The organism is Pacificimonas pallii (assembly GCF_019204005.1).
GTDB lineage: Bacteria > Pseudomonadota > Alphaproteobacteria > Sphingomonadales > Sphingomonadaceae > Pacificimonas > Pacificimonas pallii.
In genome coordinates, this window is sequence record NZ_JAGSPA010000001.1 from 976,615 (window position 1) to 1,001,608 (window position 24,994).

Below are 24,994 nucleotides of genomic sequence, written 5' to 3' on the forward strand. Positions count from 1 at the left end.
CGCGCCGCTGGCCAGGCAGATGCTGAAACAGCTGATCACGCATGGTGACCGTCCCTATGTCAGGTACGGCCTTGTCAGCGTCTGCGCCCTTGGCGCGGACGTAGGTATATTCATGGCGCTGCTCGCTGGCGGGATGATCGCCAGCCTGGCCTCTGGCCTTGGCTACTCGGTCGGGATTGCGGCCCATTGGCTGCTGTCGAGTCGGCTGGTGTTTCAGGGCGAAACCCATAGGCGAGGGACAGCCGCGCGGCGTCAGCAGAAGGTGCTCTTCGCGGCGTCGGCGGTGCTCGGCCTTGGTCTGACCATGGGCATTGTCGGGCTCGCGACCACATTTGGCCTGGATCCGCGGATGGCGAAGGTCATCGCGATCGGGGTCAGTTTCCAGGCGGTCTGGCTGGTCCGGCGCATTTACGTTTTCGCGCGATGAGCGCTGTGATCGCGAAGAGCGTGACCGAGACATCGGCGCGGCCGCCATTTGCGCTCTACATCGCCATCATCTGGCTGTTTGCGGCGCTGCTTTCCGTCTGGGGAGCGCGCGAGCCAATCCTCGGCGGACAGCTGGTCGGCCCTGACGATCTGATGCGGATCGTGCAGGTCAGGGATTTTCTGGCCGGACAAAACTGGTTCGACGTTTCCCAGCACCGGATGAACACGCCGTGGGGCGCACCGATGCACTGGTCGCGGATCGTCGATCTGCCGCTGGCGGCGATTATTTATGTTCTCACCCCAGTGCTGGGCACGGAAATGGCGGAGCGGACGGCACTGGTCGCGGTACCGCTGACAACGCTGTTTCTGGTCATGCTGATGGCCGGACTGCTGATCCGCCGCGTGGCCGGGCCCAAATACGCACTTCTGGGCGTCATGTTTGTCCCCGCGCTGGTGGAGATCGCGCAGCAGTTGAAGCCGATGCGGATCGATCATCATGGCTGGCAGATATTGCTGGGCGTGACGGCTGTCCATGCGCTGCTCCTGACGCGCGCGGGGCGTGCGGGCCTGCTTGCCGGGGCCGCCATGTCCATGTGGATGCACATCAGCATCGAGGGGCTGCCCTATGCCGTGGCCATCGGCATTGCCCTTGCCATTCGCGCCGCACTCGATCCGGCGGAAACCAGGCGATTGCTGTCCTACATGTCGGCGCTGACGCTGTGCAGTGCGCTTCTGTTCGTCGGCACGCAGCCGTCCGGGCTGTGGCAGGAAAGCTGGTGCGACGCGATGATGCCCGCCTATTTCGCGGCCTTTGGCGCGAGCCTTCTGGTGATGCTGCCCCTTGCCAATCAGGCGCTGAGCGATGTTCGGATACGGTTCGCTGTTCTTGCCGCGGCGGGCATATCCGGTGTTGGCGCGCTTGCCGCCGTGGACCCCGCATGTACCGCAGGGCCCTTTGCCCAGCTGACGCCGTTCGTGCGGACATTCTGGTATGCGCGCGTGCTGGAGGGGCAACCGCTATGGCATGCCGCTTTCGGCGCATCCCTCATTCCTGTCGTCCAGATATCGCTGGGGGCGGCGGGTTATGCTTATGCGCTGAGACGCAGGGCATCGCCGCTGCCGCAGCGTGACCTTCTGACCGTCGCCGGTCTGTTCCTGATTGCGACCATGATCGGGCTGCTGGTGGCGCGGACCATCGCGCATGCCGAAATACTTGCGCTGCCCGGGACGATGATCCTGCTGGGCGCGGCCCTGCCCCGCGTTCGGCAGCTCCGCCGCCCCGCTCGTACATTTGCGACCATAGGCGTCATCCTGATGGTGTTTCCGATAACGCCGCTGTTCGGATATGCCTTTTATCTGAAGGTCACGAATAGCTATGCGGAGCAGATGCAGACGGCGATTTCAAGCGAGCGGTGCAACAGCCCGGCAAACTGGCGTGCCGTGCAGGCCCTGCCCGTCGGCAGGGTCTACGCTCCGATCGATATCGCGCCGACCATTCTGGCACTTACCGACCATGGTCTCGTCGCCAGCGGCCATCATCGCAATCAGGCGGCCATGGGCGAAGCGATGCGCGGCTTCGTCACGGGGGGCGATGACGCGCGCACGCTTGTCGAGCGGCGCGGCGTTACGCACGTCATCTGGTGCGAGGGGTTGCCCGAGGTGGAGCGCTATGTGGAGAAGGCACCAAACGGCTTCATGGCGAAGCTGCGCGACGGCCGCGCACCGGACTGGCTTCGCCCCGTGCCGCAGGATGACGTGACCCCCGTGCGGATTTACGAGGTCGTGCGCTAAGCCGCGGCGAGTTTTGCCATCACATCCGTGACGCTGCCGATAATACCGTCGATGACGAACTGAGCCGCCAGCGCGGCCAGGATGACACCCAGAAGACGGGTCAGCATCGCCTCTATCTTGTGACCGATAAAGCCGATCATCGGGCCTGCCAGCACCAGCGCCGCCATCGTTATGATGAGCACGAGGCCAAGCGCCCCGAACACGATACTGCGTTCGGCAAGCGTCGTGGTCTCGCTCATCATCAGCATCAGCGCGGCGATGGAACCGGGCCCGGCGAGCATGGGAATGCCCATCGGAAAGACGCTGACATCCTCCACTTCGGCCTGCTCCGCGACCTCCTGCGCACGCGTTTCGCGGCGCGCGGTGCGTTTCTCGAAAACCATTTCAAGCGCGATGATGAACAGCATGATGCCGCCCGCAACACGGAAGGCATCGAGCGAAATCCCAAGCGCATCGAGCAGCGGCCGTCCGAAAAATGCGAATATCAGGAGTACGCCGCTGGCGACCAGGACGGAACGGATCGCCATGCTGCGCCGCGCGGCATCGCTGGCACCGCGTGTCAGGCCGGAAAAAATCGGCGCGCAGCCGGGCGGGTCGATGACGACGAACAATGTGGCGAAGGCGGAGACAAACAGCTCCCAAAGTTCAGGGCTCATGCGGCGTCCGGCAGCGTCAGACCCTCACGCCGATGCGCGGCGGTGATGGTATTGTCGAGAAGGCAGGCGATGGTCATCGGACCAACGCCGCCTGGAACGGGTGTGATGGCCGCGGCGCGGGTTTCAGCCTCGCCATAGGCAACATCGCCGACAAGGCGCGTCTTGCCCGCTCCGCGTTCAGGCGCGTCGATACGATTGATGCCGACATCGATGACGAGGGCGCCCGGCTTGATCCATTCCTGACGGACCATTTCCGCGCGGCCGACGGCGACGACCAGAATGTCCGCGCGGGCGGCTTCGCCGGCCAGGTCGGCGGTGCGGGAATGCGCCTGCGTTACGGTCGCGTTGCGCTGTAGCAGAAGCTGGCCCATCGGTTTGCCGAACAGGTTTGAGCGGCCGATGACAAGCGCGGTCTTGCCGGATAAATCCTCGCCCAGACGATCGACGATCATCATGTCGCAGCCAAGCGGCGTGCACGGGACAATACCGGGCAAGCCGCTCAGCAGGCGCCCCGCATTGATGATCGTCAGCCCATCGACATCCTTGTCGGGGTCGATGGTCTGGATAACCGCATCGCCGTCGATGGGCGCGGGCAGCGGCAATTGGCACAGAATGCCGTCAACGGCCGGGTCGGCGTTCAGTTTCTTGACAAGGGCAATCAGGTCGGCCTGCGGCGTATCCGCGGGCAGGCGGTGCTCAAAGCTTGCCATTCCGGCTTCGCGCGTCGCCTTGTGCTTGGCACCGACATAGACCTGGCTTGCCGCGTCGTCTCCGACCAGAATGACCGCGAGACCGGCCTTTCGTCCCGCGCGCGTCTCGAAACTGCTGGCGAGACAGGCAATCCGGGCGCGGACCTTGGCGGCGAATGCGATGCCGTCAATCCGCTCCGCGCTCACAGGACGAGGTCCATAACCAGCGCCGGTACGAAGCGCTGCAAGAGGATAATGGCGAGCATCAGCACCATCGGCGACAGATCGATGCCGCCAAGATCGGGCATGAAGCGCCGGATGGGCGCGTAAAGCGGTGCTGTCAGGCGTTCGATGCCCACCGCGATCGACCGCACGAAATTATTGGAAAGATTGATGACATTGAACGCGATCAACCAGCTGAGGACCACCTGAGCGATGATGATCCAGATCAGCAGCTGGCAGAGCATCACGAAAATATCGAGGAAAGCGGCAATCGTCGCGGGCATGGCAAACTGTCCGATTAAGCAGGAGGAATGTTACTGTCCTAACGCGGTGGGGCGGTGCGTGCCAGCACTGAAACCCGCTGGGCCACGGCGTCGAGGTCAGGCATGCCGTCAAATACTGCAGCGGAGTGGAAATCATAGTCGAACCGCGTGCCCGGCTTCATCTGGCAGGACATGCCGCCGCAATAGACGGCGATGTCCATCTCGTTGATCAGGGCAAGGTCGCTGTCGACCGTGCGATACCGGATGTCGTCGCGCCAGTACATGGGCGTACAGCCTGCCGGGCGGCAGAGCCAGAGGCCAAGCTCGCCATTGTCGGCGCCGACGTCGTTCACGCTGATATACTGGACCGCCGCAACGACTTCACCGCGCGGCAGCGGCTCGGCGGCGGGCAGATGTTTGCCGTGATGACCGGCATCCACGTTAAGGGCGTAAAGATAAGTGCCCCAGCCCGGCGCGCCATCTTCTCCGGCGCCGGTGAACAGGCCGCGCGCATGCCAGCGCAGACCATTTGCCCTGCGCCCGCCCCAGCCCGCGTCGGGATAGCAGGTATCGCCAAGGCAGGTCTTGTTGCCGGGTTCGGTGTCGCCGGTATTGCCAAGGCCGGGCAGTTTGCCGCCTGTGGATGACCAGGTGCCGTCAATCCGGAAATAGGTGACGACGGCCGCGCGTTTCAGCGCAGCCGGTAATTTGTGCCGGTCACCCAGCAGCGTGAGCCCGCGGCATTGCCCCGGACCAAGGTCGCTGCAGCGGCTTTGCGGCGCGCTCTTGGCGTCAAGCCAGGTCCGCTTCCATTCCCCCTCGATCCGGCTGCGTTCCGGGCGGCGGTCAGCGACGGTGTTTGCGGTGATTTCAAGAACGCGCCGGGCGGCGGCTGGAAGCGTCGCCGGCTGGGCCAGCGGCGGCAGCTGCGGATCGGTTTTGAAGATTTCGAGCGTTCCGGGTTTATTGCCCCGATCCGTCTGTTGCAGCAGAAGCGTTCCTTTGCCCTCATATGGCGGAAACCGCACAAGGAAGCCGCCGCTGGCTCTTGCATGAAGGACCGGCTGGCTGCCGAGCGTGCGCACGGTCGAACCCTCGATATCCGCATCCGCAATGGCGCTGAGACGCCGCCCATTGTCCAGAATAAGGACAGGGCCCTGGCCGGATTCGCGCGCATGTACCGACGCCCTGCCCGAACTGGCATGAACATAGATATCGTTCAGACCGGCGGGCAGGTCGATCCTGATCCGGCCGCCAGTGCCAAAGGAACCGCGCGCGAAGGCATCGCTGCCCTGCGGCCTGCCTTTGGCATCGACAAAATCGACGGGCTTATTCTGCCAGGCAAGTTCCTGCGCGCGGTGCCAGAAGCGGTTCGTGACCTGCGCCTCGTCCCACATGCCGGCGCTGGCGGCGATGTCGCCGGCCACACTGACCGTTTCCGTCTGCGGCAGTTCGGGCGCGTTTGCCGACAATGTCGACGCCGACGCGGGCGACAGAAACGCGGAGGAAGCCGACGCGGCACCCGCCCGGGACGCTGGCGATGCCGCGCCGAGCCCGTATTTCAGCGCCACCGCCCCTGCGGCGAGGACAATGAACAAGATGACGGCGATGCCGATGGCAAGGGTGCGCGGACTCATGATGTAGGGATAAGCGTCTTTAGTGGCATTTCAATGTCGGCGAGCGCCGCGAGCGACGGAGAAGCGCGCGCGCGGATCAGTTTTTGCGCCTGCACGAAATCGGCCGGGCGATTGACCGCGTCGAGCGCAACGATGCGGCCCGCCTTTAGATATGCCATGGAAAAACTTCCCTCGTCAGGACTGCCGCGCAGGACATGATCGTCATACCCCATGCTCAATCCTGCCGTCTGAAGCTTTACATCATATTGATTTGACCAGAACCATGGCAGCGCATCATAATGCGCGGGCGTGCCAGTGATGACCTGCGCAGCCACTTTTGCCATATCATTGGCATTCTGAACCGATTCCAGCCTGATTTCCGCGCTGTCAGCCCATGCGTTGACGTGCAGGGCGCAGTCGCCAATGGCAAAAATGTCGGGGTCGGACGTGCGGCACTGGGCATCGACCCGCACGCCATTCGCGGTATCGATCCCGGCCGCCGTCAGAGGCTCAATGGACGGGACGATGCCAATTCCGATGATGACGAGGTCGGCGGGCAGGCTTTCGCCGCAGGACAGCCGGACGCCGCGGACGTGGTGATCCTCACCCTCCAGACAGTCGGTCATGGTATTCAGGCGGAATTCGACGCCCGCGGCGCGGTGCAGGCGTTCGTAAAAATCGGAAATCGGCGCACCGCAAACACGGGATAGCAGGCGCGTCGCCGCTTCGACGACGGTGACATGCTTACCGAGCCTGGTGAGGACGGCGGCGGCCTCCAGTCCAATATAACCCCCGCCCACCACGACGATGCGATCCGCGGCGGCAAGTTCTTTGCGCAGCAATTGCACGTCGGCATGGGTGCGGATGGCGTGCACGCCGGAAAGGCCGGCGTCGCTGCCGCACGGCATGCGGCGCGGTTCGCCGCCGCCGGCCCAGATCAGCTTGCCATAGCGGATGCTCTCCCCTTCCGCATCGAACAGCTCATGCGTTCTTGCGTCGACGCGCTCGATCCGGGTCGAGGGCAAGAGGCGGATATCGCGTTCTTCCCAGAAGCTTTCCTTGCGGAGCAGCATGCGCTCGAAGGGCTTTTCCCCGGCGAGATATTCTTTCGACAGGGGCGGCCGTTCATAGGGCAGGTCGGGCTCGTCGCCGATCAGGCCGATGCGTCCCTCATAGCCCTGACCGCGCAAGGCGATGGCCGCCTGCGCCCCGGCATGGCCCGCGCCGACGATGGCGATGTCAAATTGGTCGAGTTCTGCGGAGATGGTCGAAGCTTCCCTTTTCGCACGGGTGCGGGCAGTCAGCCTACGCTCTTGCCCTAGACCACTCAAGCTTGGCGCGGCAAAGGGGGTTTCCATGGAAACAGCACACCCGTTCTACACGCTGCGCCAGCAGGGGCTGGTGCGTGTCGGCGCCTGCACCCCCGCCGCGACGTCAGGCGATCCGGCGGAGAATGCCGCGGAGGCGATCCGGAATGCCGAGGACGCGCATGCCAAAGGCATCGACCTGCTGGTCTATCCGGAACTGAACCTGACCAGCTATGCGATTGACGATCTGCATTTGCAGGACGGCTATCTGGGTGCGGTGGAACAGGGTTTGGCAGAGCTGGTCGCGGCGAGCGAGCATTTGCGGCCGGTTCTCTGCGTCGGCGCCGCGCTCGTCAGAAATGGCCGCCTGTATAATTGTGCGCTCGCTGTTCATCGCGGGCGCATATTGGGTGCGGTGCCGAAAAGCTTTCTGCCGAATTACCGGGAATATTACGAAAAGCGCTGGTTCGCGCTGGGCTCCGGTGTCACGGGGCTGGAGATGGAGCTGTGCGGGCAGACCGTGCCGTTCGGAACCGACCTGGTCTTCGCCGCGTCGGACTATGCCGATTTCACATTTCATATGGAAATCTGCGAGGATTACTGGTCGCCGGTGCAGCCCTCAACGGAAGGCGCGCTGGCAGGGGCGCTGATCCTGTGCAACCTCAGCGCGTCCGACATCACCATCGGCAAATCGCGAGAGCGCAAGATGCTGTGCGCGGCGTCCTCGTCGCGGAACATGGCGGCATATATTTATTCCGCATCCGGGCCGGGCGAATCGACGACGGACCTGGCGTGGGACGGGCAGGGTCTGATTTACGAGCTGGGCGAGGAGCTGGCGGAATCGACGCGCTTCCAATGGAATGCCGAGACAGTCTACGCCGATGTCGATGCCGCGCGCCTGCGGCAGGAGCGCATGCGCACGGGGACGTTCAATGATGCGGCGCGGCATCTGGATCATCCCGAAACCCGCTTCCGCCGCATCGCCTTCGCCCACGGCGACCTGGGCGAAGACCGGGGTCTGGTCCGCGCCATTCGCCGCTATCCCTACGTGCCCAATGCACCCGAGCGGCTGGATGAAGACTGTTACGAAGCCTTCAATATCCAGGTCGAGGGGCTGGCGAAGCGGATCCGCGCGGCGCACGCGAAGTGCGTCACTATCGGCATTTCCGGCGGTATCGATTCCACACATGCACTGATCGTGGCGGCAAAGGCAATGGACCGGCTGGACCGTCCGCGCACCGATATTCGTGGCTACACCCTGCCGGGCTTTGCGACGGGCGAGGATACCAGGGGCAATGCCTGGGCGCTGATGAAGGCCATCGGCTGCACGGCAGAGGAAATCGATATTCGTCCCGCGGCGCGGCAGATGCTGGGCGATATGGGACACCCCTTTGCGGACGGTGAGCCCCAATATGACGTGACGTTCGAAAATGTGCAGGCGGGCCTCAGAACGGATTACCTGTTCCGGCTGGCGGGGCAGCATGGCGGCTTTGTCATCGGCACGGGCGACATGTCGGAACTGGCGCTCGGCTGGTGCACCTATGGGGTCGGCGATCATATGAGCCATTACGGCGTGAATGGCGGCGTGCCGAAGACGCTGATCCAGTATCTGATCCGCTGGTCCGAACGGACGAACCAGTTCGACGCGGCAACCGATGAGGTTCTGGAGCGCATCCTGGCTACGGAAATCAGCCCGGAACTGGTCCCCGCGGACGCGGAAACCGGCGCGATGCAGTCGACAGAGGATCGAATCGGCCCCTACGCGCTGCACGATTTTTTCCTGTACTGGACGCTGCGCCACGGACTGGCGCCGTCGAAGATCGCATTTCTGGCATGGCATGCGTGGCATGACCGGAATGCGGGCATGTGGCCGATTGGCCATGCGGATGACAATCGCCCGGAATATGATCTGGCGACGATCGAAAAATGGCTGCGCGTCTTCCTGCAGCGCTATTTCGGGTTCGCGCAGTTCAAGCGCAGCGCGCTCCCCAATGGTCCGAAAGTCTCAGGCGGCGGCGCGCTTAGTCCGCGCGGAGACTGGCGCGCGCCGTCAGATGGCACGCCAGCGGCATGGCTGGCCGAACTGGATGCGAACCTGCCGAGGTGAACGACAACTCCCTCCCCCGCAGGGGCGGCAGGGGATACGGCCTTGCCATTCGCCGCGCACCCCGCGAGGTAGCCAGCGAAGACTATCCGGGGAGGTTGCTTAGCTTATGACCAAGATGTGGTTCGCCATTCCGTTGTGGCAGCGCGTGATTGCGGCGCTGATCCTGGGGGTTATCACGGGTCTGGCCTGGGGACCGGAGGCGGAGTCGATCAAGTGGATCGGCGATCTGTTCATCAAGGCCATCAAGATGCTGGTCGTGCCGCTGATCTTTTTTAGTCTGGTGGCGGGTGTCTGCGCGATTGGGGATCTGCGCAAATTGGGCGCGGTTGGCGGACGCTCCTTGCTGCTGTTCATGGGAACCGGCGCCATCAGTGTCGCGCTGGGCCTGCTGATCGGGACGGTGATGCGGCCCGGCGAGGGCCTGTCGATCCCGCTGCCGGAGACGTTCACGCCGTCGACGGAGAGCTTTGACCCGACAGACATGATCCTGCGTTTCGTGCCGGGAAATGTCATTCAGGTGATGGCCGAGGGTGACGTGCTGCCGCTGATCACCTTCGCGATCCTGTTCGGTATCGGCATATTGCTGGCAAAAGAAGCGGGCGCGCCCATGGTGAAGGCGATGGATTCAGGTGCCATCGTCATGCAGAAAGTGACGCTGATCGTCATGGAACTGACACCCTTCGGTGTCTTCGCGCTGATCGCATGGGTCGCCGGTACGTTCGGGACCGACGCGCTGCTACCGCTCGCGAAGGTCGTGGGACTGAACTATTTTGGCTGCGGGATCATCATCCTGGTCGTTTATCCGCTGATCATCAAGATGATGACGAAGCTGCCGATCCGGGATTTCTTTCGCGGGATTGTCGATGCGCAGGCGGTGTCCTTTTCAACGGCGAGCTCCAATGCGACCCTGCCCGTGACCATGCGCTGCGTGCAGCGGAATCTGGGCGTTTCGCGCTCGGTATCGAGTTTTGTGCTGTCGCTCGGCGCGACGATCAACATGAACGGCACGGCCATGTATATGGGCCTTGCGAGCCTGTTCGGCGCGCAGGTGTTCGGTATTGACCTGGATATGACCGACTATATCCTCATCGCCATCACCGGCACACTGGGCGCGGTCGGTGCGGCGGGCGTTCCCGGGTCCGGCCTGATCATGATGGGGTTGGTCTTTGGTGTGGCGGGCATTCCGCTGGAGACGATTGCCCTGGTCGCGGGCATCGACCGGATCATGGACATGATGCGCACCACGACGAACATCACGGGCGATGCGACCGTTGCTGTCGCGGTCGGCCATATGATGGGCGAGATCGATGTCGAGGAATATGAGAGCGACGACGATATTTGAGCCCGGTTCTGCCAGAAACCAAATCCTGATCATCCGAGGCGCGGTCGAGGGAAGCACGAACGATATTGCAAAACCTATGTGCGTCCCTCGACTGCGCCCGGGATGATGAAGATCTGAAATTGCCGTTAGATACTGTCTGATCTTCGCGGTCAGCATCATACCGAACAGATTCCCCTCGATCAGGCCGCCTTGATCATGTTCGCGATGTCTTCGGGCGGGAGGTTCGTCGCCTCCTTGTCGATCTCTCCGGCAAGCTTCTGCTCGACAGACACGTGGTAGCTCTTGCGAATCTCGCCAAGTGTCTTGGGCGGGGCGATCACGATAAGCTTTTCGAATTTGTTGGCATGCGCGCGCTTGTAAAGAATGTCCGCGGCGTCCGCGGCAAAGCGGTCCTCGGCGAGTTGATGAAAGTCGGTATCGTCATAGGCGTAGGTGCGGGCGCCCGTTGATTCGGACTGCCGTCCCGGCCGGTTCGCCGACAGCTCTCCATCGGAAGGATTGTCCTGCGTTTCCTTTCGTGCGACCTGAAGGTCCGGATATTCATGGTCGCCCTCATTGACAAGCAGCAGCAGTTTTTCGCCGTCGACGACGCAGATTTCGGTTTTATGTTCGAGTTGCATGGGGGCTCCTTGTTTGGGTTCGCGATATCAACGCACCGGTTGACGAGCGGTTGCGAAGCGTGCGCGACGGCGGCAGATGGGCGATCATGCACGACATCAAGATCCTTCGCGACGACCCCACCGCCTTTGACGGGCAGCTTGCGCGGCGCGGACATGCGCCTGCCGCGCCTGCCATTGTGGCGGCGGACGCGCAGCTGCGCGCCGTCCAGACCGAATTGCAGGCTGCGCTTGCCCGGCGCAACGAAGCGTCGAAAGCCATTGGCAGGGCGATGGGCGAGGGCGACAAGAACGAAGCGGAGCGGCTGAAAGCCGAAGTCGCGGCCCTGAAGGAAACCATGCCCGCCCTGGAAGAGCGCGAGCGGACGCTGAAGGCCCAGGTGCATGGCGCCCTGGCGGCATTGCCCAATCATCCAGCGGACGATGTCCCGCCTGGCGACGATGAAGGCGACAATGTCCTGGTGAAACGCTGGGGCGATGTGCCGTCATTCGATTTCGAGCCGAAAGAGCATGACGAGATTGGCGCGGCGCTTGGGCTCGATTTCGCGGCGGCGGCAGAGATTGCCGGTGCGCGCTTTGCCGTCATGCGCGGTCCGGTCGCAAGGCTGCACCGGGCCATCGGGCAGCTCATGCTGGACCTGCAGACGAACCAGAATGGCTATACCGAGGTGAACCCGCCGGTGCTGGTGCGCGACGAAGCGATGTTCGGCACCGGGCAATTGCCGAAATTCGCGGAAGATTCCTTCCGCACCGAAGATGGCCGCTGGCTGATATCGACATCCGAGATCAGCCTGACCAATCTGGTGCGAGAACAGATTGTCGGCGCGGACAGCCTGCCGATGCGGTTCGCCGCGCTGACCTTATGTTTCCGGTCCGAGGCCGGGGCGGCCGGGCGCGATACGAAGGGTATGATCCGCCAGCACCAGTTTGAGAAGGTGGAGCTGGTGTCGATCATCGATCCGGGCGCGGATGGCGGCCATGACGCATCCGCCGCGGAGTTTGAGCGCAAGGTGCGCGCAGCGGAGACGGTGCTGGAAACACTGGGACTGCCGTACCGGCGGATGCAGCTGTGCGTGGGCGACATGAGCGCGGCGGCGCGCAGGACCGTCGATCTGGAGGTCTGGCTGCCCGGGCAGGACTGCTACCGCGAGATCAGCTCCGTTTCCGAATTCGGGGATTTCCAGGCGCGGCGCATGAATGCGCGGACGCGCGGCGCGGACGAGAAAAAGACGCGCTTCGTCCACACGCTGAACGGATCGGGGCTTGCCGTCGGGCGGACGCTGGTCGCCGTGCTGGAAAATTACCAGCGGGCGGACGGGTCCGTCGCGGTTCCGGACGCGCTGCGGCCCTATATGGGCGGGACGGCGGAGCTGCTTCCGGCGAGCTAGAGAGGCTTTTGAATATGCGCATCCTGCTGACGAATGATGATGGCTATCACGCCCCCGGCCTGAAAGTGCTGGAGGATATCGCGGCGGAGCTGTCGGACGATGTCTGGGTGGTCGCGCCTGCGGAGGAGCAGTCGGGCGCGGGCCATTCGCTGACGCTGACCGTTCCGGTGCGCCTTCGCCGGCATGGCGAAAAGCGCTTTTCCGTTCTCGGGACGCCGACGGACAGCGTGATGATGGCGCTGGGCCATGTCATGAAGGACAATCCGCCCGACATCGTGCTGTCGGGCGTCAATCGCGGTGCGAATCTTGCGGAAGACGTCACCTATTCCGGCACGGTGAGTGCGGCGATGGAGGGTACGCTATACGGGATCCGGTCCATCGCGCTGAGTCAGGCGATGACGCAGCTGCGCAGCCAAAGCGTGTTCCGGACGGCGGCGGCATGGGGTGCGAGGGTGCTGCGTCCGCTGATAGAGATGGAGTGGGAGCCGGGTACCCTGCTCAACGTCAACTTCCCGCCCGTGGAGCCGGATGATGTGCAGGGCGTGAAGGTCTGCGAGCAGGGCTTTCGCGATTACGGCGAAACCGCCATCGAGCAGCGCCAGGATACGCGGGGGGTGGATTATTTCTGGTTCGGCCTGGGCCGCGAATCGCCGCAGCCGGGGCATGAGACCGACCTGACGGCGATGCGCAGGGGCGAGATTTCGGTGACGCCGCTGCATCTCGACATGACGCATTACGACACGATGTATCGCCTGCGCGACGCGCTGAGCGACATATCGTAAATCGAACGCGCGGGCGCTTGCGGCGCGGTGGCGGCATCGCCTAGTTTGACTGCGATGCGCCGCGTTCTCTTCCTTGCCCTGCTTGGCCTGAGCGCCTGCGCGATCCCGCGAAGCCAGGCGCCGTTCGAGGCGGGGCCCGCGGCCGCGCCTGCCGAAATCGTACCCGAGCCGCCCCGCGCGCGCGAACGCTGGCAACCGGGACAGGTGATCGCCGATGCCGTCAGGGTTGAGACACAGACCTATATCGTCCAGGCCGGCGATGCGCTGTCGCTGATTGCGGAGCGCACCGGGAGCGCGGTCCGCACCATCGCCCGCGCGAACCGTCTGCAACCGCCCTACAAGATATACCCCGGCCAGCGTCTGGAGATTCCAGGCGGGCGCTATCACCGGGTCAGGCGCGGCGACACGGGCATTGCGATCGCATTGGCCTACAAGACGGACTGGGATGAGATCGTGCAGGCGAACGCGCTTGATGCGCCCTTTCTGCTGCGGATCGGCCAGCGTCTGTTCCTGCCGGATGCGGCGTCCCCCCAGCGGGCCGAAACCATGGATGCGCCCGCTGATACGCCTGAACCGGCCCCGAGCGAGCTGGCCGCGTTCAATGTCGACATTGACGACATCATTACGGGCGGTGAACCGGCCATTGCCGAGGAAGACGCCCCGGCGGAACGCGCAAGTGCCCTGCCGGAACCGGCACCGTTCGACGGCCGCTTCACATGGCCGGTGGAAGGCCGGCTATTGTCGAGTTTCGGCGCCAAGGCGGGCGGGCTTTACAATGACGGCATCAATATCGCCGCCGACAAAGGCGCGCCCGTGCGCGCGGCGGCAACCGGGACGGTCATCTATGCCGGAAACGGCGTGGAGGGCTGGGGCAACCTCGTCCTGTTGAAGCATGACGAGGACTGGGTATCCGCTTATGCGCATAATGACGCCTTTTACGTCCAGCGCGGCGACCGGGTCGGGCGCGGCGAGGTCATTGCGGAGGTCGGGCAAACCGGCAGCGTCACGCGCCCGCAACTGCATTTCGAACTTCGGCAGGGGCGCAAGGCGGTCGATCCGCGCGCGCACCTGCCGACGGGATGATCGGTGCCGAAGGGAATCCGGAAGGCGGACCTGCCGCAGAAAACCTGCCCCGTCTGCCACCGGCCCTTTAGCTGGCGGAAGAAATGGGCGCGCGACTGGGATCAGGTGATATACTGCGGTGAGAAATGCCGCCGCACGGGTAAGGGAGACAGATAATGGCCACGCAGCCAAAACCGCCGCAAGACGTTCGCTCACAGGTATCGGAAGAAGAGTGGGCGATCCGGGTCGACCTGGCCGCCGCGTACCGTCTGGTCGCCCTGCATGGCTGGGATGACCTGATCTTCACGCATTTGAGTGCGCGCATCCCCGGGCCGGAGCATCACTTCCTGATCAACCCGTACAATCTGATGTTTGAGGAGATCACGGCGTCATCCCTCGTCAAGATTGACGTCGACGGCAACCCTGTCATGGAAACGCCGTATCTGACCAATCCGGCGGGCTTCACGATTCATTCCGCGATCCATATGGCGCGCGACGACGCGCACGCCGTGCTGCACCTGCATACGCCGCACGGTCAGGCTGTCAGCGCGATGTCGGAAGGCCTGCTGCCGCATACGCAGACGGCGATGATCGCGAAGCACAATGTGGCCTATCACGAATATGAGGGCATCGCGACGGACCTGGAGGAGCGTGAGCGCCTTGTGAATGATATTGGCGACAAGCACGCGATGATCCTCAGAAATCATGGTACGCTGACCGTTGGCGAGACGGTGGCGGACGCATTTTTGCGCATGTATTTCCTGGAGCGCGCGTGCGAGGCGCAGGTCTACATGCTGTCCGCTGGCCGGGAAAATCTGAACAATCCTCCGCAGGGCACGGAAGACAAGGTTGCCGCGCAGACCGCGCCTGACAATATGAAGATGGTCAGCCAGATGCTGGCATGGCCGGCGCTGCTGAGGAAGCTTGACCGGCGGGACCCGGGCTTCCGCGATTAACATGCTCTGACGGATATCGCCGCCATTCCGGCGCCGGGGCCGGAGGAGCCTGTCGCTGGGGAGCGTGCGGTTTGCGGATGCCGCACCTGCGCACTTGGGGGTGTCAGGCGGCCATGTCGCCGTAGCGGCTCGTGCTGGCGGCGGTCTTCTTGCCATTCGGGCGGAGGTCGGACGTGTCGTCTTCCTCCTCAAGCTGGGTTTCCAGGCAGATGCGGTTGCGCCCGGTCTTTTTGGCAAGGTAAAGCGCTGCATCGGCGCGTTCGATCAGATCCTCAGGGGTTTCTTCCGCGCGGAACTGGGCGACGCCGAGCGATATGGTGATCTGTCCGATATCCTTGCCGGTGCCCTTCGCCCGCAAATCCCGGGTCGCGATGAACTCGCGGATTTTTTCGCAGTGATTGGCGGCGGCGACCAGGTCATGGTCAGGCATGGCAATGACGAATTCCTCCCCGCCATAGCGGGCGGGATAGCCGACACCGTGGCAGAGTTTCATCAGGCTCTTGCCGACAAGGCGCAGGACTTCATCGCCCATGCGGTGCCCCCAATTGTCGTTGAACGCCTTGAAATGGTCGATATCGCAGAACGCCATGGTAAGCGGCTTGCGCTCGTTGACGGCGAGTTTGGACTGCGCCGTCAGATAGGCGTTGAAGGCTTTGCGGTTATTGAGTCCGGTGAGCGCATCCGTGCGGCTTTCGGATTTCGCGACGTGCAGGTCCTTCTTGAGCATGCTGATCTGGCCCGTCGAATCGGCAAGCTGCTTTTCAAGAGCGCCGGTCTTTTCGATCATCGCGCTCGTCGCATTGATCATCTCGGCGAGCAGTTCGGCCTTCTTGTCCGGTCCTCCGGCGCCGTTCATACCGTCGCGGCCCGCACTCAACGCGCGGCCATAATCTTTCGCGCCCTCCTCGGCGCCCTCGACATAACGCCCCATTTGTTTCAGCTGCGCCTGCGTCTTGGCGAGCAGTTCGTGAATGTCGGGGTCGACCACCGCACCATAAATCTCGCGGCGAATATTCTCCATCGCGCGCGCGGAAACGCGGCCCATGGTCCGCATGACAGCGTCGACGGCCTCGGTGAGCGCGGGATCCGCGCGCGTGGCATATGCCCACCAGAACTCATAGGCCGCAGGCGTCGGTTCTATGCCGCCCGCGTCCATATAGGTCTTTATCCGGTCGAGAAGATGTACCTGTCTCACCATGATCCCGCACTGTTTCCGTGCAGGATATCTAGGCGGGATCCGGTTAACGGCGTGTCTAGAAGAGGGTCACTTTTTTGTTAACGGCTCAGGAAGTCCGGTACGGGGCCGTTCCATTCCGCCTTTGCATCTTCGGCCAGCGGCGCCTCGTCATAGGGCGCGTCGTCACGCGTCCTGCGTGCCGCTGTCCGATCGGATCCGGATTCCGATTTCGGACCGGGTCTCGCATGGGATTTCGCCCGCGACTTTGGCTCAGGCTTTGGTTCGGCCCTTGCTTTTGGCGCGGACTGTTTTGCGGATGCTTCCAGCGGTTCCGGCGCATTCGTCTTTTCTGAACGTGGCCTGCGGGTGCGCTTCGGCTTGTCATCAGCAGGCGAAGTATCCTGCGCAGCACTGTCCGCCTGCCCCTGCGGATCATTCCCGGTCTCACCAAGCCGCGGGATGCGCTGCTTGGTCAGCTTTTCGATATCGGCAACCAGTTCAGCATCGGATTTCGTCGCGAAGGTGTAGGATTTGCCCTTGGCACCCGCGCGTCCCGTACGGCCGATGCGGTGAACATAATCCTCGGCGTTGAAGGGCACGTCGAAATTGAAAATATGGCTGACGCCCTTGATGTCGAGTCCCCGCGCGGCGACGTCGGAGGCGACGAGGACATTCACCTCGTCGGATTTAAACGCCTCCATCATGGCCATGCGGTCGCGTTGTTCCATGTCACCGTGAATCTGACCGGCACGAAAGCCATCCTGTTTCAGGGACGTGACGAGGTCCTTAATGTCCTTCTTGCGGTTGCAGAACACGATCGCGCTTTTCAGATCCGGGGTCGCCAGCAGTTTCTTGAGCTGCGTGCGCTTTGAACGCGGCGCGACCTCGACCAGATGCTGCTCGATGTTTTCGTTCGTGCTTGACTGCCGCGCGACTTCGATTCGTTTGGGCGATTCCATGAACTGGTCGGCAAGTTTCTTGATCGGCGGCGCCATGGTGGCGGAGAACAGCAGCGTCTGGCGCTTGCGCCCCAAAAGGCCGCAGATTTTCTCGACATCGGGGATGAAGCCCATGTCGAGCATGCGGTCCGCCTCGTCGATGACCAGGATATCGACACCGGACAGCAGGATCTTGCCGCGCTCGAACTGGTCGAGCAGGCGGCCCGGCGTGGCGATCAGGACATCGACGCCCTTTTCGAGGAGCTTGTTCTGCTCCGCAAAGCCGACGCCGCCGATCAATAGCGCCATGTTCAGCTTGTGGTTCTTGCCGTATTTCTCGAAATTCTCGGCAACCTGCATGGCGAGTTCGCGCGTCGGCGCGATGATCAGGCTGCGCGGCATCATCGCGCGGCTACGGCCCTGAGCCAGGATATCGATCATCGGCAGCACGAAGCTGGCCGTCTTGCCTGTCCCGGTCTGAGCGACCCCAACGACGTCGCGCCCCATCAGGATGAGCGGGATCGCACCGCGCTGGATGTCGGTGGGTTCGGTGTAGCCGCTGTCAGCAACTGCGGAAAGAAGCTCGTCCGAAAGGCCGAGAGGAAGAAAACTCAAGCGTATATGTCCAGGTGAGGGTTAAAGGCCGCGCTTCGCTCCCCTTGTAGGGATAGTCAAGCGATAGCATTGTTTCCGCCTTGATCATGACGCGTCAACTGGCGGCGATTTTCGCCTTTACCGCGCGTTCGATTTCCGGCGTCACGAACTTGTGGATGTCGCCGCCGAAGCGCGCGATTTCCTTTACCAGACGGCTGGCGATCGGCTGCAATGCAACGTCGGCCATCAGGAATACCGTCTCGACATTATCGTCCAGCTGCTGGTTCATGCCCGCCATCTGATACTCATACTCAAAATCGCTGACCGCGCGCAGGCCGCGTATGATCATCGACGCATTCTGCTCCGCCGCGAAGTGAACGAGCAGGCCGTCAAAGGTGACCACCTGAACATCATCATCCAATTTCGCGACCTCGGCCTCGACATGAGCGCGGCGCTGTTCCAGCGAGAACATCGCGGTCTTCGAAGGGTTCGTACTCAGCCCGATAATCAGCCGGTCGACCAGCTTCGCGCCGCGGCGGATGATATCGATATGGCCGAAGGTAAGCGGGTCGAATGTTCCCGGATAGATGCCGATACGCATGGCGTAACTCCCAGTATAATTGTCAGGCCTCGCCGGTTTTACCGGTCCCGCTCTATCGCGAACCGCGCAATGGCGCGCAGCAGGTCGGCTTCCGCGCCAAAGCCGTTCAGATGGTCGATGGCCTGATTGATAAGGAGGTCGGCCTGCGCGCGCGCGCGCTCCACGCCCATCAGCGAGACGAAAGTGGATTTCCCCGCATCCTGATCCTTGCCAAGCGCCTTGCCGGCGAGTGTTTCATCGCCCTCGATATCCAGAAGATCGTCGGCGATCTGGAAGGCGAGGCCAAGGTCGTGGGCATAGCCACGCAGCCGCGTCGATTCGACATCGGACGCCCGGCCCATAATGGCTCCCGCTTCGACCGCGAAGCTGATCAGCGCTCCGGTTTTCAGCTGCTGCAACCGCGCGGTGAGCGGCAGGTCGAAGGTTTCGTGCTCCGCCGCCAGATCGAGCATCTGCCCACCCGCCATGCCGTCAGGACCACTGGCCCTGGCCAGGGCGAGACAAAGGTCCGCGCGAATGGCCGCGTCCTGATGCGTCGCCTCGTCGGCAAGGACTTCATAGGCAAGCGCCTGCAATGCATCGCCCGCCAGGACGGCCGTCGCCTCGTCATAGGCGATATGGACCGTTGGCTTGCCGCGGCGCTGGTCATCATTGTCCATGCACGGCAGATCGTCATGGATCAGCGAGTAGACGTGCACGCACTCAATGGCGATGCCGACGCGCAGCGCCTGTTCCTTGTCAACACCGAACAGGTCGCAGGCCGCCAGCGTCAGCAGCGGCCGCATCCTCTTGCCGCCGTCCATCGCCGCATGGCGCATCGCCTCGACCAGCCGCGCGCGCGGATCGGCGGGGATCGTCAGCAGCTTTTCGAATCGGGAATTGATGGACGTCGCAACGGCGTCAAGTGCCGGCTTTAAGCTGTGCGAGGAGAGGTTCTTGGTCACCACGTCGTCATCACTCGACATCGAGCGGCTGCGTGCCAGCCGCCTTGCCCGCGCCGTCCAGCGTGATCTTTTCGATCTTGGCCCGCGCGCTTTCCAGCTTGTCATCGCAGATCGCTTTCAGCTTCGTGCCCTGTTCGTAAAGTTCAAGGGATTTTTCCAGCGGCACCTCCCCCTGTTCGAGGGTCTGCACGATCCGTTCGAGCTGTTTCAGCGCGCTTTCGAAATCGAGATCGTCTGGTGCGGGTGCGGCGTCTGAATCAGTCATTGCGCCGTTCTGTAGGGGGCGGGCATTCGGGTCAACAGCAAGACGCCGACTTCGCACGTTCTTCGTCAACAAGTTCCTTGCGGCTGAGCTTGCCGATCATGGTCTTTGGCAGCTCCGCGCGGATTTCGAGCGCGGCGGCGCGTTCATGCTTGCCAACATGCTCGTTCAGATATGACAGCAGAACCGCTTCACTGACCTCCGCGCCCTCTTCCAGGACGACGAACGCCTTTGGGCGCTGGCCAAGCCGCTTGTCGTCAATGCCGATGACGATCGCCTCTTTCACGGCCTCATGCCTGTAAAGTTCAGCTTCGAGCGTGCTGGGATAGACATTGAAGCCGCCGACCAGGATCAGGTCCTTCATGCGGTCGACGATGAAGCCGTACCCGTCCGCATCGAGATATCCCACATCGCCGGTCCTGAGGCGGCCATCGACGAATGTGTCCTCGTTCTTTTCAGGGCGGCCCCAATAGCCGCGCATGATTTGCGGGCCGCGCACGGTGATTTCGCCATGTTCCCCCTGCGGCAGGATATGGTGCGGGTCTTCCCTGTCGGCGATGATGATCTGCGTGCCGGGCAGCGGATGGCCGATACTGCCTGGTTTGCCGCCGGTCAGATAGGGATTGACCGAGACGACGCCCGAACTTTCGGTCAGGCCGTAGCCCTCCGCGATGGCGGCGCCGGTCTTTTTGACGAAAGCACTGCGCAGTTCGGCGGGCATGGGCGCGCCGCCGGAAATGCAGATCCGCAGCGAGGTCAGGTCGTAATTCGCGATATCCGGATGGTCGAGCATGGCCCGGTACATGGTGGGCACGCCGGGAAGGGTGGTGATCTGCATGGCGGGGATCAGCTTCAGGACCGTGTCGAGGTCGAATTTGGGGATGAGAATAACCTCGTCCCCCGCCAGGACCGAGCGATTGAGAACGCATGTATTCGCAAAGACATGGAACAGCGGCAGCGCCCCCAGGATGCGGTCCAGATTGCCCGGTTCCGGATCGACGGCGTGCACCTGCGCAGCATTGATGCTGAGATTCGCATGTGTCAGCAGCGCGCCCTTGGGGCGTCCGGTCGTGCCGCCGGTATATTGAATGAGGGCAATGTCCTCCGACACGGCAATGGCGGCCGGCCGTGAGATTTTTCCGTTTCGAAACAGGCTGTCATAGCGAAGCCGGGTCCGGCCATAGCCAATACGGGCGCGGTCGCCGCGCCTGAACAGGCGGTAGGCAAGGGATTTGAGCGGCGGCAGCACCTCGGCGATGTTGCCGACGATCAGGGTTTTCAAAATGCCGCGCGCCTGCACCTCGGCAATGGCGGGGAAAAGCTGTTCAAGGTCCAGGCAGACCATGGTGTCGACATGCGCGTCTTCGGCCTGAAAAGCGAGTTCGTCCGCGGTATAGAGCGGTGAGAAGTTCACCACCGTACCGCCCGCCATCATGATCCCGTAATAGGCGACGACATAGTGCGGGCAATTGGGCAGGAAGAGGCCGACATTGACGCCGCGTTCGACGCCAAGACGGCGGAAACCTTCCGCGGCTTCCGATGCGCGGTCGGCGATCTCCCCATAGGTGAAGTTCCGGCCCTCGAAATGTATGAATGTCCGGCCCGGATAGCGCGTCGCCGTCTGCAGCAGCATGTCGGGAACACTGCGCGCCTCGAACCTGTGACTCCAGTCGACGGGATGGTCGTAGCGGCTGTTCCAGCCGACCTGCCGCGAACCGGGTGCGGAGGGGCCGCCAGCCGGGGAGTCGGCGTCATCTGCAACGGACTCGGAACTCATGCGACTCACTCCCACGCGATTTCACCCCCGCCACCCTAGCTGTTATTGGCACTGATGACAATAAGTGTCACGCCCCTCCCGCCAGATGGGCGACAAGGTCGGGCAGGTGGGAAAAGCCCGCGCCCTTCATACCCTTCGGCACCGCATCCTGCGCCGCGCGCGGGGTCAGGGCGCTTTCAAAACCCAGCTTCTGCGCCTCTTTCAGGCGCAGCGCCAAATGCGCGGCGGGTCGCAATTCGCCAGACAGCGACAGTTCGCCGAGCGCGACGGTTTCCAGTGGCACGGGCCTTTCTGTAAGCGCGCTGACAAGGGCGGCGGCAACGGCGACATCGGCGGCGGGATCGGAAACGCGCAGGCCGCCCGCGATGTTGAGGTAAACCTCGGCGTTGGAAAAACTCATGCCGCAACGCGCCTCCAGCACGGCGAGGATCATCGCGAGCCGCCCGGAATCCCAGCCCACCACGGCACGGCGCGGCGTCGCGCCGGACGCGAGCCGGACGACGAGCGCCTGGATTTCGACCATGACGGGCCGCGTGCCCTCCAGCGCGGGGAAGACGACGCTGCCCGCGACGGGGCGTTCGCGCTGTGTCAGGAACAGGCTGGACGGGTTCTTCACCTCGGCCAGCCCCTCGGCCTGCATGGCGAAGACGCCGATCTCGTCGGTGCCGCCGAAGCGGTTCTTGACCGCGCGCAGGATGCGATACTGGTGCGAGCGCTCGCCCTCGAAATAAAGCACCGTGTCGACCATATGCTCAAGGACGCGCGGCCCGGCGATATTGCCGTCCTTGGTGACGTGCCCGACCAGCACCACCGCCGTCCCGGTCTGCTTGGCGAAGCGGATGAGTTCCTGCGCCGCGGCGCGCACCTGGCTGACGGTGCCGGGCGCGCCCTCCAGCACATCGGAATGCATGGTCTGGATGGAATCGATGACGAGGAGCGCGGGTGGCGGACCGTCCGTCAGCGTCGTCAGGATATCGCGAACCGATGTGGCGCTGGCGAGTTCGACCGGCGCATCGCCAAGACCCAGCCTGCGCGCGCGCAGCCGCACCTGATCCGCCGCCTCCTCACCGGAGATATAGACGACGCGCCGGGCCTTCTCGTCCGTCCCGCCCTTCGCCAGCCGTCCGGCGACCTGCAACAGCAGCGTCGATTTGCCGATGCCGGGATCGCCGCCGATCAGGATGGCCGACCCCGGCACAATGCCGCCGCCAAGCGTCCGGTCCAGCTCCGATATGCCGGTGCCCGTGCGCGGCGGCAGCGGCGTGTCGGCGTCGAGCGTTTCGAGCGCAATCCGCGTACCGCCGCCGCGCAGGGAATGTTTGGCGCTGAACGGCGTCACCACCGCCGAGGCATCCTCGACCAGCGAATTCCACTCCGCACAATCCGGGCACTGTCCCTGCCATTTCGGCTGCACCGAGCCACAGGCCTGACAGGAAAAGCGTTTCTGCGGTTTTGCCATGAGCACGCACCTATCAGAACAAAAGGCGTACAGGAAGGGTGTTTCGGACGTGCAGGGTGACAGGTTCACACGCGCATTGCGTGTTGGCCCCCATAGTGATCTGGGCGGGTGTCACTTTGCGATTCAGCTGAACGTCACAGCGAAATCACACCCGACACGCGCGTGCGGACGTGCGCCCCTCTGTCCTGCGCGGATCGGGATTGGGACGCATCCGGAAACACTGTCCGGCTCATCGTCAAATTCGGAACGTCGGTCACGCGGGATGCCCCTCTGTCTAAATTCGGAAAGGCAAAGATAAGAGACAGAGAAATTCCTATTTCGCAAGCCTGAGGAGCGAACTTGCTGCGTCGCTTATTGGGGTGGGAAGCGGACGCGGTGGGCGCGCATGTTCTTGGAATGATCGTTCGCTATCCGAGAGCCACCTTAGAGCAGCAACGAGGTCAGTTGCTCAGCCGCCTTAAACGGAGGCGTGAGGATAGTCCGACTGGCGGTTTTGAAACGACAAAATCTTGGGCATCTGAACAATGCCGCCATCAATGTTCACTGCCCTGCGAATGGTCTCATTGCCCCGCCAACTTGCGCGGCCTTTAGCCACGATGGGCAGATAGACGATAAGCGCTGCCGAGATAGCCCGCGAAGCGCTTTCCCAAAGATAGCTCGGCGTATGATCCACAGCGTAATAATCGACCGTTCCCACTTTGAACATGGGATCATCGAACGTGGTGGGTTTGGCGAAATAGAAGCCCATGCCTTCGTCGCAGCTGACATCGATGATCAGGCTCTTTGGCTTGAGGCAAGATGCTTCTTCTTCGATAACAAAATCAAACGGATCGTCGGTTGCCTGAAGAGTTCCGTTGATGATGATATCCGTTTCGCTGATCAATTTACCAAGTGGATGCTCGCGCCCGTCATGTTCGATCACCGTCATGCGCGGCTGGCCTTCACCGCCTTTGACCAGCCGAATATAATGACAATCAAGCACCTCTTCGCGCACTTCGTGGTCGGGACGCTGGATGCAGATCGTAATGTCTCGAAATCCGTGCGCCTTGAGAGCGTAAATGGCCCCCCGGCTGACAGCTCCAAAACCAAGGATAAGCACCTTGCGCTGGTTGCCATAGTGGCCATCGATACCCTTGAGCTGTAACGCATGCAGAACCGCGCAATACCCAGCCAGTTCGTTATTCTTGTAAAAAGTGTGGCGTCCAATCACGCCGTTCGGACCCCAAACAAACATGTCTTCAAAGGCAATGAGCGTCTGTTTGCGATCAATCGCGGTTTGAGTGATGGCGCGCTGTTGCACGCAGTGGGGATAACCCCATAAGACCCCGCCTTCTTTAAGCTCCTGCAAATCTTCAAGAATGGGTTTTGCAATGATCGCCACATCGGAGGTGGCCAATATATTCGCTCTTGAAGAGACGCCGCCCGCCATTGCTGCAATCTCTGGGTCCGACATTCCAAAGGGCTCGCCATAACCTTCTTCAAAGACCAGCTGGCGGCGAACAGCCTCGGGCAACCGAGGCAGATGCTCTGGATGCAAGGGAACGCGGCGCTCGTTCGACTTCTTCGAGGTGCCCACGACACCTAAGGATAATGTGCTCATGTGTTTCCGGTCCTTGTGCTCGGCATGACTTCCGTTTTGCGAACAGCGGCGACCGGAGTAACACCGCCTGAGTTCCAGGCAGCCGCGGCACTGGCCCCGCAGCCCCGCTGGAAACGTGCTATGCGCCGGGCGAAGCCATTCGCGTTGGTCTGATGGTAGGTCCGGTCGGGAGTGTCTTCAGCAGAGGACACCAGCATCATCGAAAGCTGGTGTTTGAAGTAAAGGCGATTGAGATCCATGCGTCGGCTCCTTTCGTAAGCGGGAGCACTACGGGTCTCTCAGTCTCGGAATAGCTTACTCGAAACCGGCCGGGATGACCTAGATGTAGGTATTGCGCGGCGAATTGTAAGTTCGAAGCCCGGCAATATATGCTGGCGGCGCTTCACGGTGCGACCGCCAGGCTGCCTAAATCTGTTCG

The 24,994-nt window shown here is 62.6% G+C and carries 24 protein-coding genes; 9 read left to right on the forward strand and 15 right to left on the reverse strand.

The genetic code is table 11. The features are described from left to right. Positions 1–19: 19 nt before the first annotated feature. Positions 20–427, forward strand: coding sequence for a GtrA family protein (locus tag KCG44_RS04615; RefSeq protein ID WP_218444499.1), 408 nt, complete (start codon positions 20–22; stop codon positions 425–427). Next, a complete protein-coding gene (locus KCG44_RS04620) occupies positions 424–2,217 on the forward strand; it encodes a hypothetical protein (RefSeq protein ID WP_218444500.1) in 1,794 nt (597 codons plus the stop codon). Before KCG44_RS04615 ends, KCG44_RS04620 begins: the two co-directional genes overlap by 4 nt. Here KCG44_RS04620 and KCG44_RS04625 read toward each other — a convergent pair. Genes KCG44_RS04625 through KCG44_RS04645 form a run of 5 tightly spaced genes read right to left on the reverse strand, consistent with a single transcriptional unit; the run spans position 2,214 to position 7,021 of the window. Further along, complete coding sequence (locus tag KCG44_RS04625) at positions 2,214–2,873, reverse strand: MarC family protein (RefSeq protein WP_218444501.1); 660 nt, start codon at positions 2,871–2,873, stop codon at positions 2,214–2,216. The genes KCG44_RS04620 and KCG44_RS04625 overlap by 4 nt on opposite strands. Beyond that, positions 2,870–3,769, reverse strand: a complete 900-nt coding sequence (folD, locus tag KCG44_RS04630; protein WP_218444502.1) for a bifunctional methylenetetrahydrofolate dehydrogenase/methenyltetrahydrofolate cyclohydrolase FolD — start codon at positions 3,767–3,769, stop codon at positions 2,870–2,872. The genes KCG44_RS04625 and folD overlap by 4 nt, the downstream gene beginning before the upstream one ends. Further along, the gene (locus KCG44_RS04635) at positions 3,766–4,068 is read right to left on the reverse strand and encodes a YggT family protein (protein ID WP_218444503.1); all 303 of its coding nucleotides are present in this window, start codon (positions 4,066–4,068) and stop codon (positions 3,766–3,768) included. Before KCG44_RS04635 ends, folD begins: the two co-directional genes overlap by 4 nt. Before the next feature lie 38 nt (positions 4,069–4,106). Continuing rightward, on the reverse strand, positions 4,107–5,684 hold the full coding sequence (locus KCG44_RS04640; RefSeq protein WP_218444504.1) for a hypothetical protein: 1,578 nt from the start codon (positions 5,682–5,684) through the stop codon (positions 4,107–4,109). Next, a complete protein-coding gene (locus KCG44_RS04645; RefSeq protein ID WP_218444505.1) occupies positions 5,681–7,021 on the reverse strand; it encodes an NAD(P)/FAD-dependent oxidoreductase in 1,341 nt (446 codons plus the stop codon). The genes KCG44_RS04640 and KCG44_RS04645 overlap by 4 nt, the downstream gene beginning before the upstream one ends. Here KCG44_RS04645 and KCG44_RS04650 point away from each other — a divergent pair. Both KCG44_RS04650 and KCG44_RS04655 read left to right on the forward strand, forming a co-directional pair. Then, positions 7,020–9,077 carry an NAD(+) synthase gene (locus tag KCG44_RS04650; protein WP_218444506.1) on the forward strand — a complete coding sequence of 686 codons (2,058 nt, stop codon included), beginning with the start codon at positions 7,020–7,022 and terminating at the stop codon, positions 9,075–9,077. The two genes, KCG44_RS04645 and KCG44_RS04650, sit on opposite strands and share 2 nt — an antisense overlap. Before the next feature lie 106 nt (positions 9,078–9,183). Continuing rightward, positions 9,184–10,419: a dicarboxylate/amino acid:cation symporter gene (locus KCG44_RS04655; protein WP_218444507.1), complete on the forward strand. Its 1,236-nt coding sequence runs from the start codon at positions 9,184–9,186 to the stop codon at positions 10,417–10,419. Between the two features lie 179 nt (positions 10,420–10,598). Here KCG44_RS04655 and KCG44_RS04660 read toward each other — a convergent pair whose 3' ends face one another. After that, positions 10,599–11,039: a host attachment family protein gene (locus tag KCG44_RS04660; protein WP_218444508.1), complete on the reverse strand. Its 441-nt coding sequence runs from the start codon at positions 11,037–11,039 to the stop codon at positions 10,599–10,601. Positions 11,040–11,125: 86 nt separating this feature from the next. On the opposite strand from KCG44_RS04660, the gene serS reads away from it, so the two are divergent. From serS to KCG44_RS04685, 5 genes are read left to right on the forward strand one after another with little or no spacing between them, the layout of a single operon-like run. Beyond that, a complete protein-coding gene (gene serS / locus KCG44_RS04665; protein WP_218444509.1) occupies positions 11,126–12,424 on the forward strand; it encodes a serine--tRNA ligase in 1,299 nt (432 codons plus the stop codon). Positions 12,425–12,438: 14 nt separating this feature from the next. Next, positions 12,439–13,206 carry a 5'/3'-nucleotidase SurE gene (gene surE, locus KCG44_RS04670; RefSeq protein WP_218444510.1) on the forward strand — a complete coding sequence of 256 codons (768 nt, stop codon included), beginning with the start codon at positions 12,439–12,441 and terminating at the stop codon, positions 13,204–13,206. Positions 13,207–13,260: 54 nt separating this feature from the next. Beyond that, the gene (locus KCG44_RS04675) at positions 13,261–14,289 is read left to right on the forward strand and encodes a M23 family metallopeptidase (RefSeq protein ID WP_218444511.1); all 1,029 of its coding nucleotides are present in this window, start codon (positions 13,261–13,263) and stop codon (positions 14,287–14,289) included. Positions 14,290–14,292: 3 nt separating this feature from the next. Next, entirely contained in the window at positions 14,293–14,445 is a 153-nt protein-coding gene (locus KCG44_RS04680) for a DUF2256 domain-containing protein (RefSeq protein WP_218444512.1), read from the forward strand. Next, positions 14,445–15,224, forward strand: a complete 780-nt coding sequence (locus KCG44_RS04685; RefSeq protein ID WP_218444514.1) for a class II aldolase/adducin family protein — start codon at positions 14,445–14,447, stop codon at positions 15,222–15,224. Before KCG44_RS04680 ends, KCG44_RS04685 begins: the two co-directional genes overlap by 1 nt. A gap of 103 nt (positions 15,225–15,327) precedes the next feature. Here the strand turns inward: KCG44_RS04685 and KCG44_RS04690 are convergent, their stop codons facing one another. From KCG44_RS04690 to KCG44_RS04730, 9 genes are all read right to left on the reverse strand, one after another. Continuing rightward, positions 15,328–16,422, reverse strand: a complete 1,095-nt coding sequence (locus KCG44_RS04690; RefSeq protein WP_218444516.1) for a GGDEF domain-containing protein — start codon at positions 16,420–16,422, stop codon at positions 15,328–15,330. Between the two features lie 77 nt (positions 16,423–16,499). Continuing rightward, on the reverse strand, positions 16,500–17,954 hold the full coding sequence (locus KCG44_RS04695) for a DEAD/DEAH box helicase (protein WP_218444518.1): 1,455 nt from the start codon (positions 17,952–17,954) through the stop codon (positions 16,500–16,502). A gap of 94 nt (positions 17,955–18,048) precedes the next feature. After that, positions 18,049–18,534, reverse strand: a complete 486-nt coding sequence (gene coaD / locus KCG44_RS04700; protein WP_218444520.1) for a pantetheine-phosphate adenylyltransferase — start codon at positions 18,532–18,534, stop codon at positions 18,049–18,051. 38 nt (positions 18,535–18,572) lie between these two features. Next, positions 18,573–19,499 (reverse strand): polyprenyl synthetase family protein, encoded by a 927-nt coding sequence (locus KCG44_RS04705; protein ID WP_218444522.1) that lies wholly within the window; start codon positions 19,497–19,499, stop codon positions 18,573–18,575. After that, on the reverse strand, positions 19,489–19,743 hold the full coding sequence (locus KCG44_RS04710) for an exodeoxyribonuclease VII small subunit (protein WP_218444524.1): 255 nt from the start codon (positions 19,741–19,743) through the stop codon (positions 19,489–19,491). Before KCG44_RS04710 ends, KCG44_RS04705 begins: the two co-directional genes overlap by 11 nt. A 31-nt stretch (positions 19,744–19,774) precedes the next feature. Then, positions 19,775–21,517, reverse strand: coding sequence for a long-chain-fatty-acid--CoA ligase (locus KCG44_RS04715; RefSeq protein WP_218444526.1), 1,743 nt, complete (start codon positions 21,515–21,517; stop codon positions 19,775–19,777). 67 nt (positions 21,518–21,584) lie between these two features. Then, on the reverse strand, positions 21,585–22,976 hold the full coding sequence (gene radA / locus KCG44_RS04720; protein WP_218444528.1) for a DNA repair protein RadA: 1,392 nt from the start codon (positions 22,974–22,976) through the stop codon (positions 21,585–21,587). 457 nt (positions 22,977–23,433) lie between these two features. Further along, the gene (locus KCG44_RS04725) at positions 23,434–24,576 is read right to left on the reverse strand and encodes a N(5)-(carboxyethyl)ornithine synthase (RefSeq protein WP_218444530.1); all 1,143 of its coding nucleotides are present in this window, start codon (positions 24,574–24,576) and stop codon (positions 23,434–23,436) included. Continuing rightward, complete coding sequence (locus KCG44_RS04730; protein ID WP_218444531.1) at positions 24,573–24,815, reverse strand: hypothetical protein; 243 nt, start codon at positions 24,813–24,815, stop codon at positions 24,573–24,575. The genes KCG44_RS04725 and KCG44_RS04730 overlap by 4 nt, the downstream gene beginning before the upstream one ends. Positions 24,816–24,994: the final 179 nt, after the last annotated feature.

Bases quoted from the DNA above. Each gene is read 5' to 3' on its own strand.
- serS (WP_218444509.1), top strand. From the start codon at position 11,126: ATGCACGACATCAAGATCCTTCGCGACGACCCCACCGCCTTTGACGGG.
- KCG44_RS04730 (WP_218444531.1), bottom strand. From the start codon at position 24,815: ATGGATCTCAATCGCCTTTACTTCAAACACCAGCTTTCGATGATGCTG.
- KCG44_RS04615 (WP_218444499.1), top strand. From the start codon at position 20: ATGCTGAAACAGCTGATCACGCATGGTGACCGTCCCTATGTCAGGTAC.
- KCG44_RS04645 (WP_218444505.1), bottom strand. From the start codon at position 7,021: ATGGAAACCCCCTTTGCCGCGCCAAGCTTGAGTGGTCTAGGGCAAGAG.
- KCG44_RS04685 (WP_218444514.1), top strand. From the start codon at position 14,445: ATGGCCACGCAGCCAAAACCGCCGCAAGACGTTCGCTCACAGGTATCG.
- KCG44_RS04715 (WP_218444526.1), bottom strand. From the start codon at position 21,517: ATGAGTTCCGAGTCCGTTGCAGATGACGCCGACTCCCCGGCTGGCGGC.
- surE (WP_218444510.1), top strand. From the start codon at position 12,439: ATGCGCATCCTGCTGACGAATGATGATGGCTATCACGCCCCCGGCCTG.
- KCG44_RS04620 (WP_218444500.1), top strand. From the start codon at position 424: ATGAGCGCTGTGATCGCGAAGAGCGTGACCGAGACATCGGCGCGGCCG.
- KCG44_RS04625 (WP_218444501.1), bottom strand. From the start codon at position 2,873: ATGAGCCCTGAACTTTGGGAGCTGTTTGTCTCCGCCTTCGCCACATTG.
- KCG44_RS04725 (WP_218444530.1), bottom strand. From the start codon at position 24,576: ATGAGCACATTATCCTTAGGTGTCGTGGGCACCTCGAAGAAGTCGAAC.
- KCG44_RS04640 (WP_218444504.1), bottom strand. From the start codon at position 5,684: ATGAGTCCGCGCACCCTTGCCATCGGCATCGCCGTCATCTTGTTCATT.
- KCG44_RS04655 (WP_218444507.1), top strand. From the start codon at position 9,184: ATGACCAAGATGTGGTTCGCCATTCCGTTGTGGCAGCGCGTGATTGCG.
- coaD (WP_218444520.1), bottom strand. From the start codon at position 18,534: ATGCGTATCGGCATCTATCCGGGAACATTCGACCCGCTTACCTTCGGC.
- KCG44_RS04660 (WP_218444508.1), bottom strand. From the start codon at position 11,039: ATGCAACTCGAACATAAAACCGAAATCTGCGTCGTCGACGGCGAAAAA.
- KCG44_RS04635 (WP_218444503.1), bottom strand. From the start codon at position 4,068: ATGCCCGCGACGATTGCCGCTTTCCTCGATATTTTCGTGATGCTCTGC.
- KCG44_RS04675 (WP_218444511.1), top strand. From the start codon at position 13,261: ATGCGCCGCGTTCTCTTCCTTGCCCTGCTTGGCCTGAGCGCCTGCGCG.
- KCG44_RS04650 (WP_218444506.1), top strand. From the start codon at position 7,020: ATGGAAACAGCACACCCGTTCTACACGCTGCGCCAGCAGGGGCTGGTG.
- KCG44_RS04705 (WP_218444522.1), bottom strand. From the start codon at position 19,499: ATGTCGAGTGATGACGACGTGGTGACCAAGAACCTCTCCTCGCACAGC.
- KCG44_RS04710 (WP_218444524.1), bottom strand. From the start codon at position 19,743: ATGACTGATTCAGACGCCGCACCCGCACCAGACGATCTCGATTTCGAA.
- radA (WP_218444528.1), bottom strand. From the start codon at position 22,976: ATGGCAAAACCGCAGAAACGCTTTTCCTGTCAGGCCTGTGGCTCGGTG.
- KCG44_RS04690 (WP_218444516.1), bottom strand. From the start codon at position 16,422: ATGGTGAGACAGGTACATCTTCTCGACCGGATAAAGACCTATATGGAC.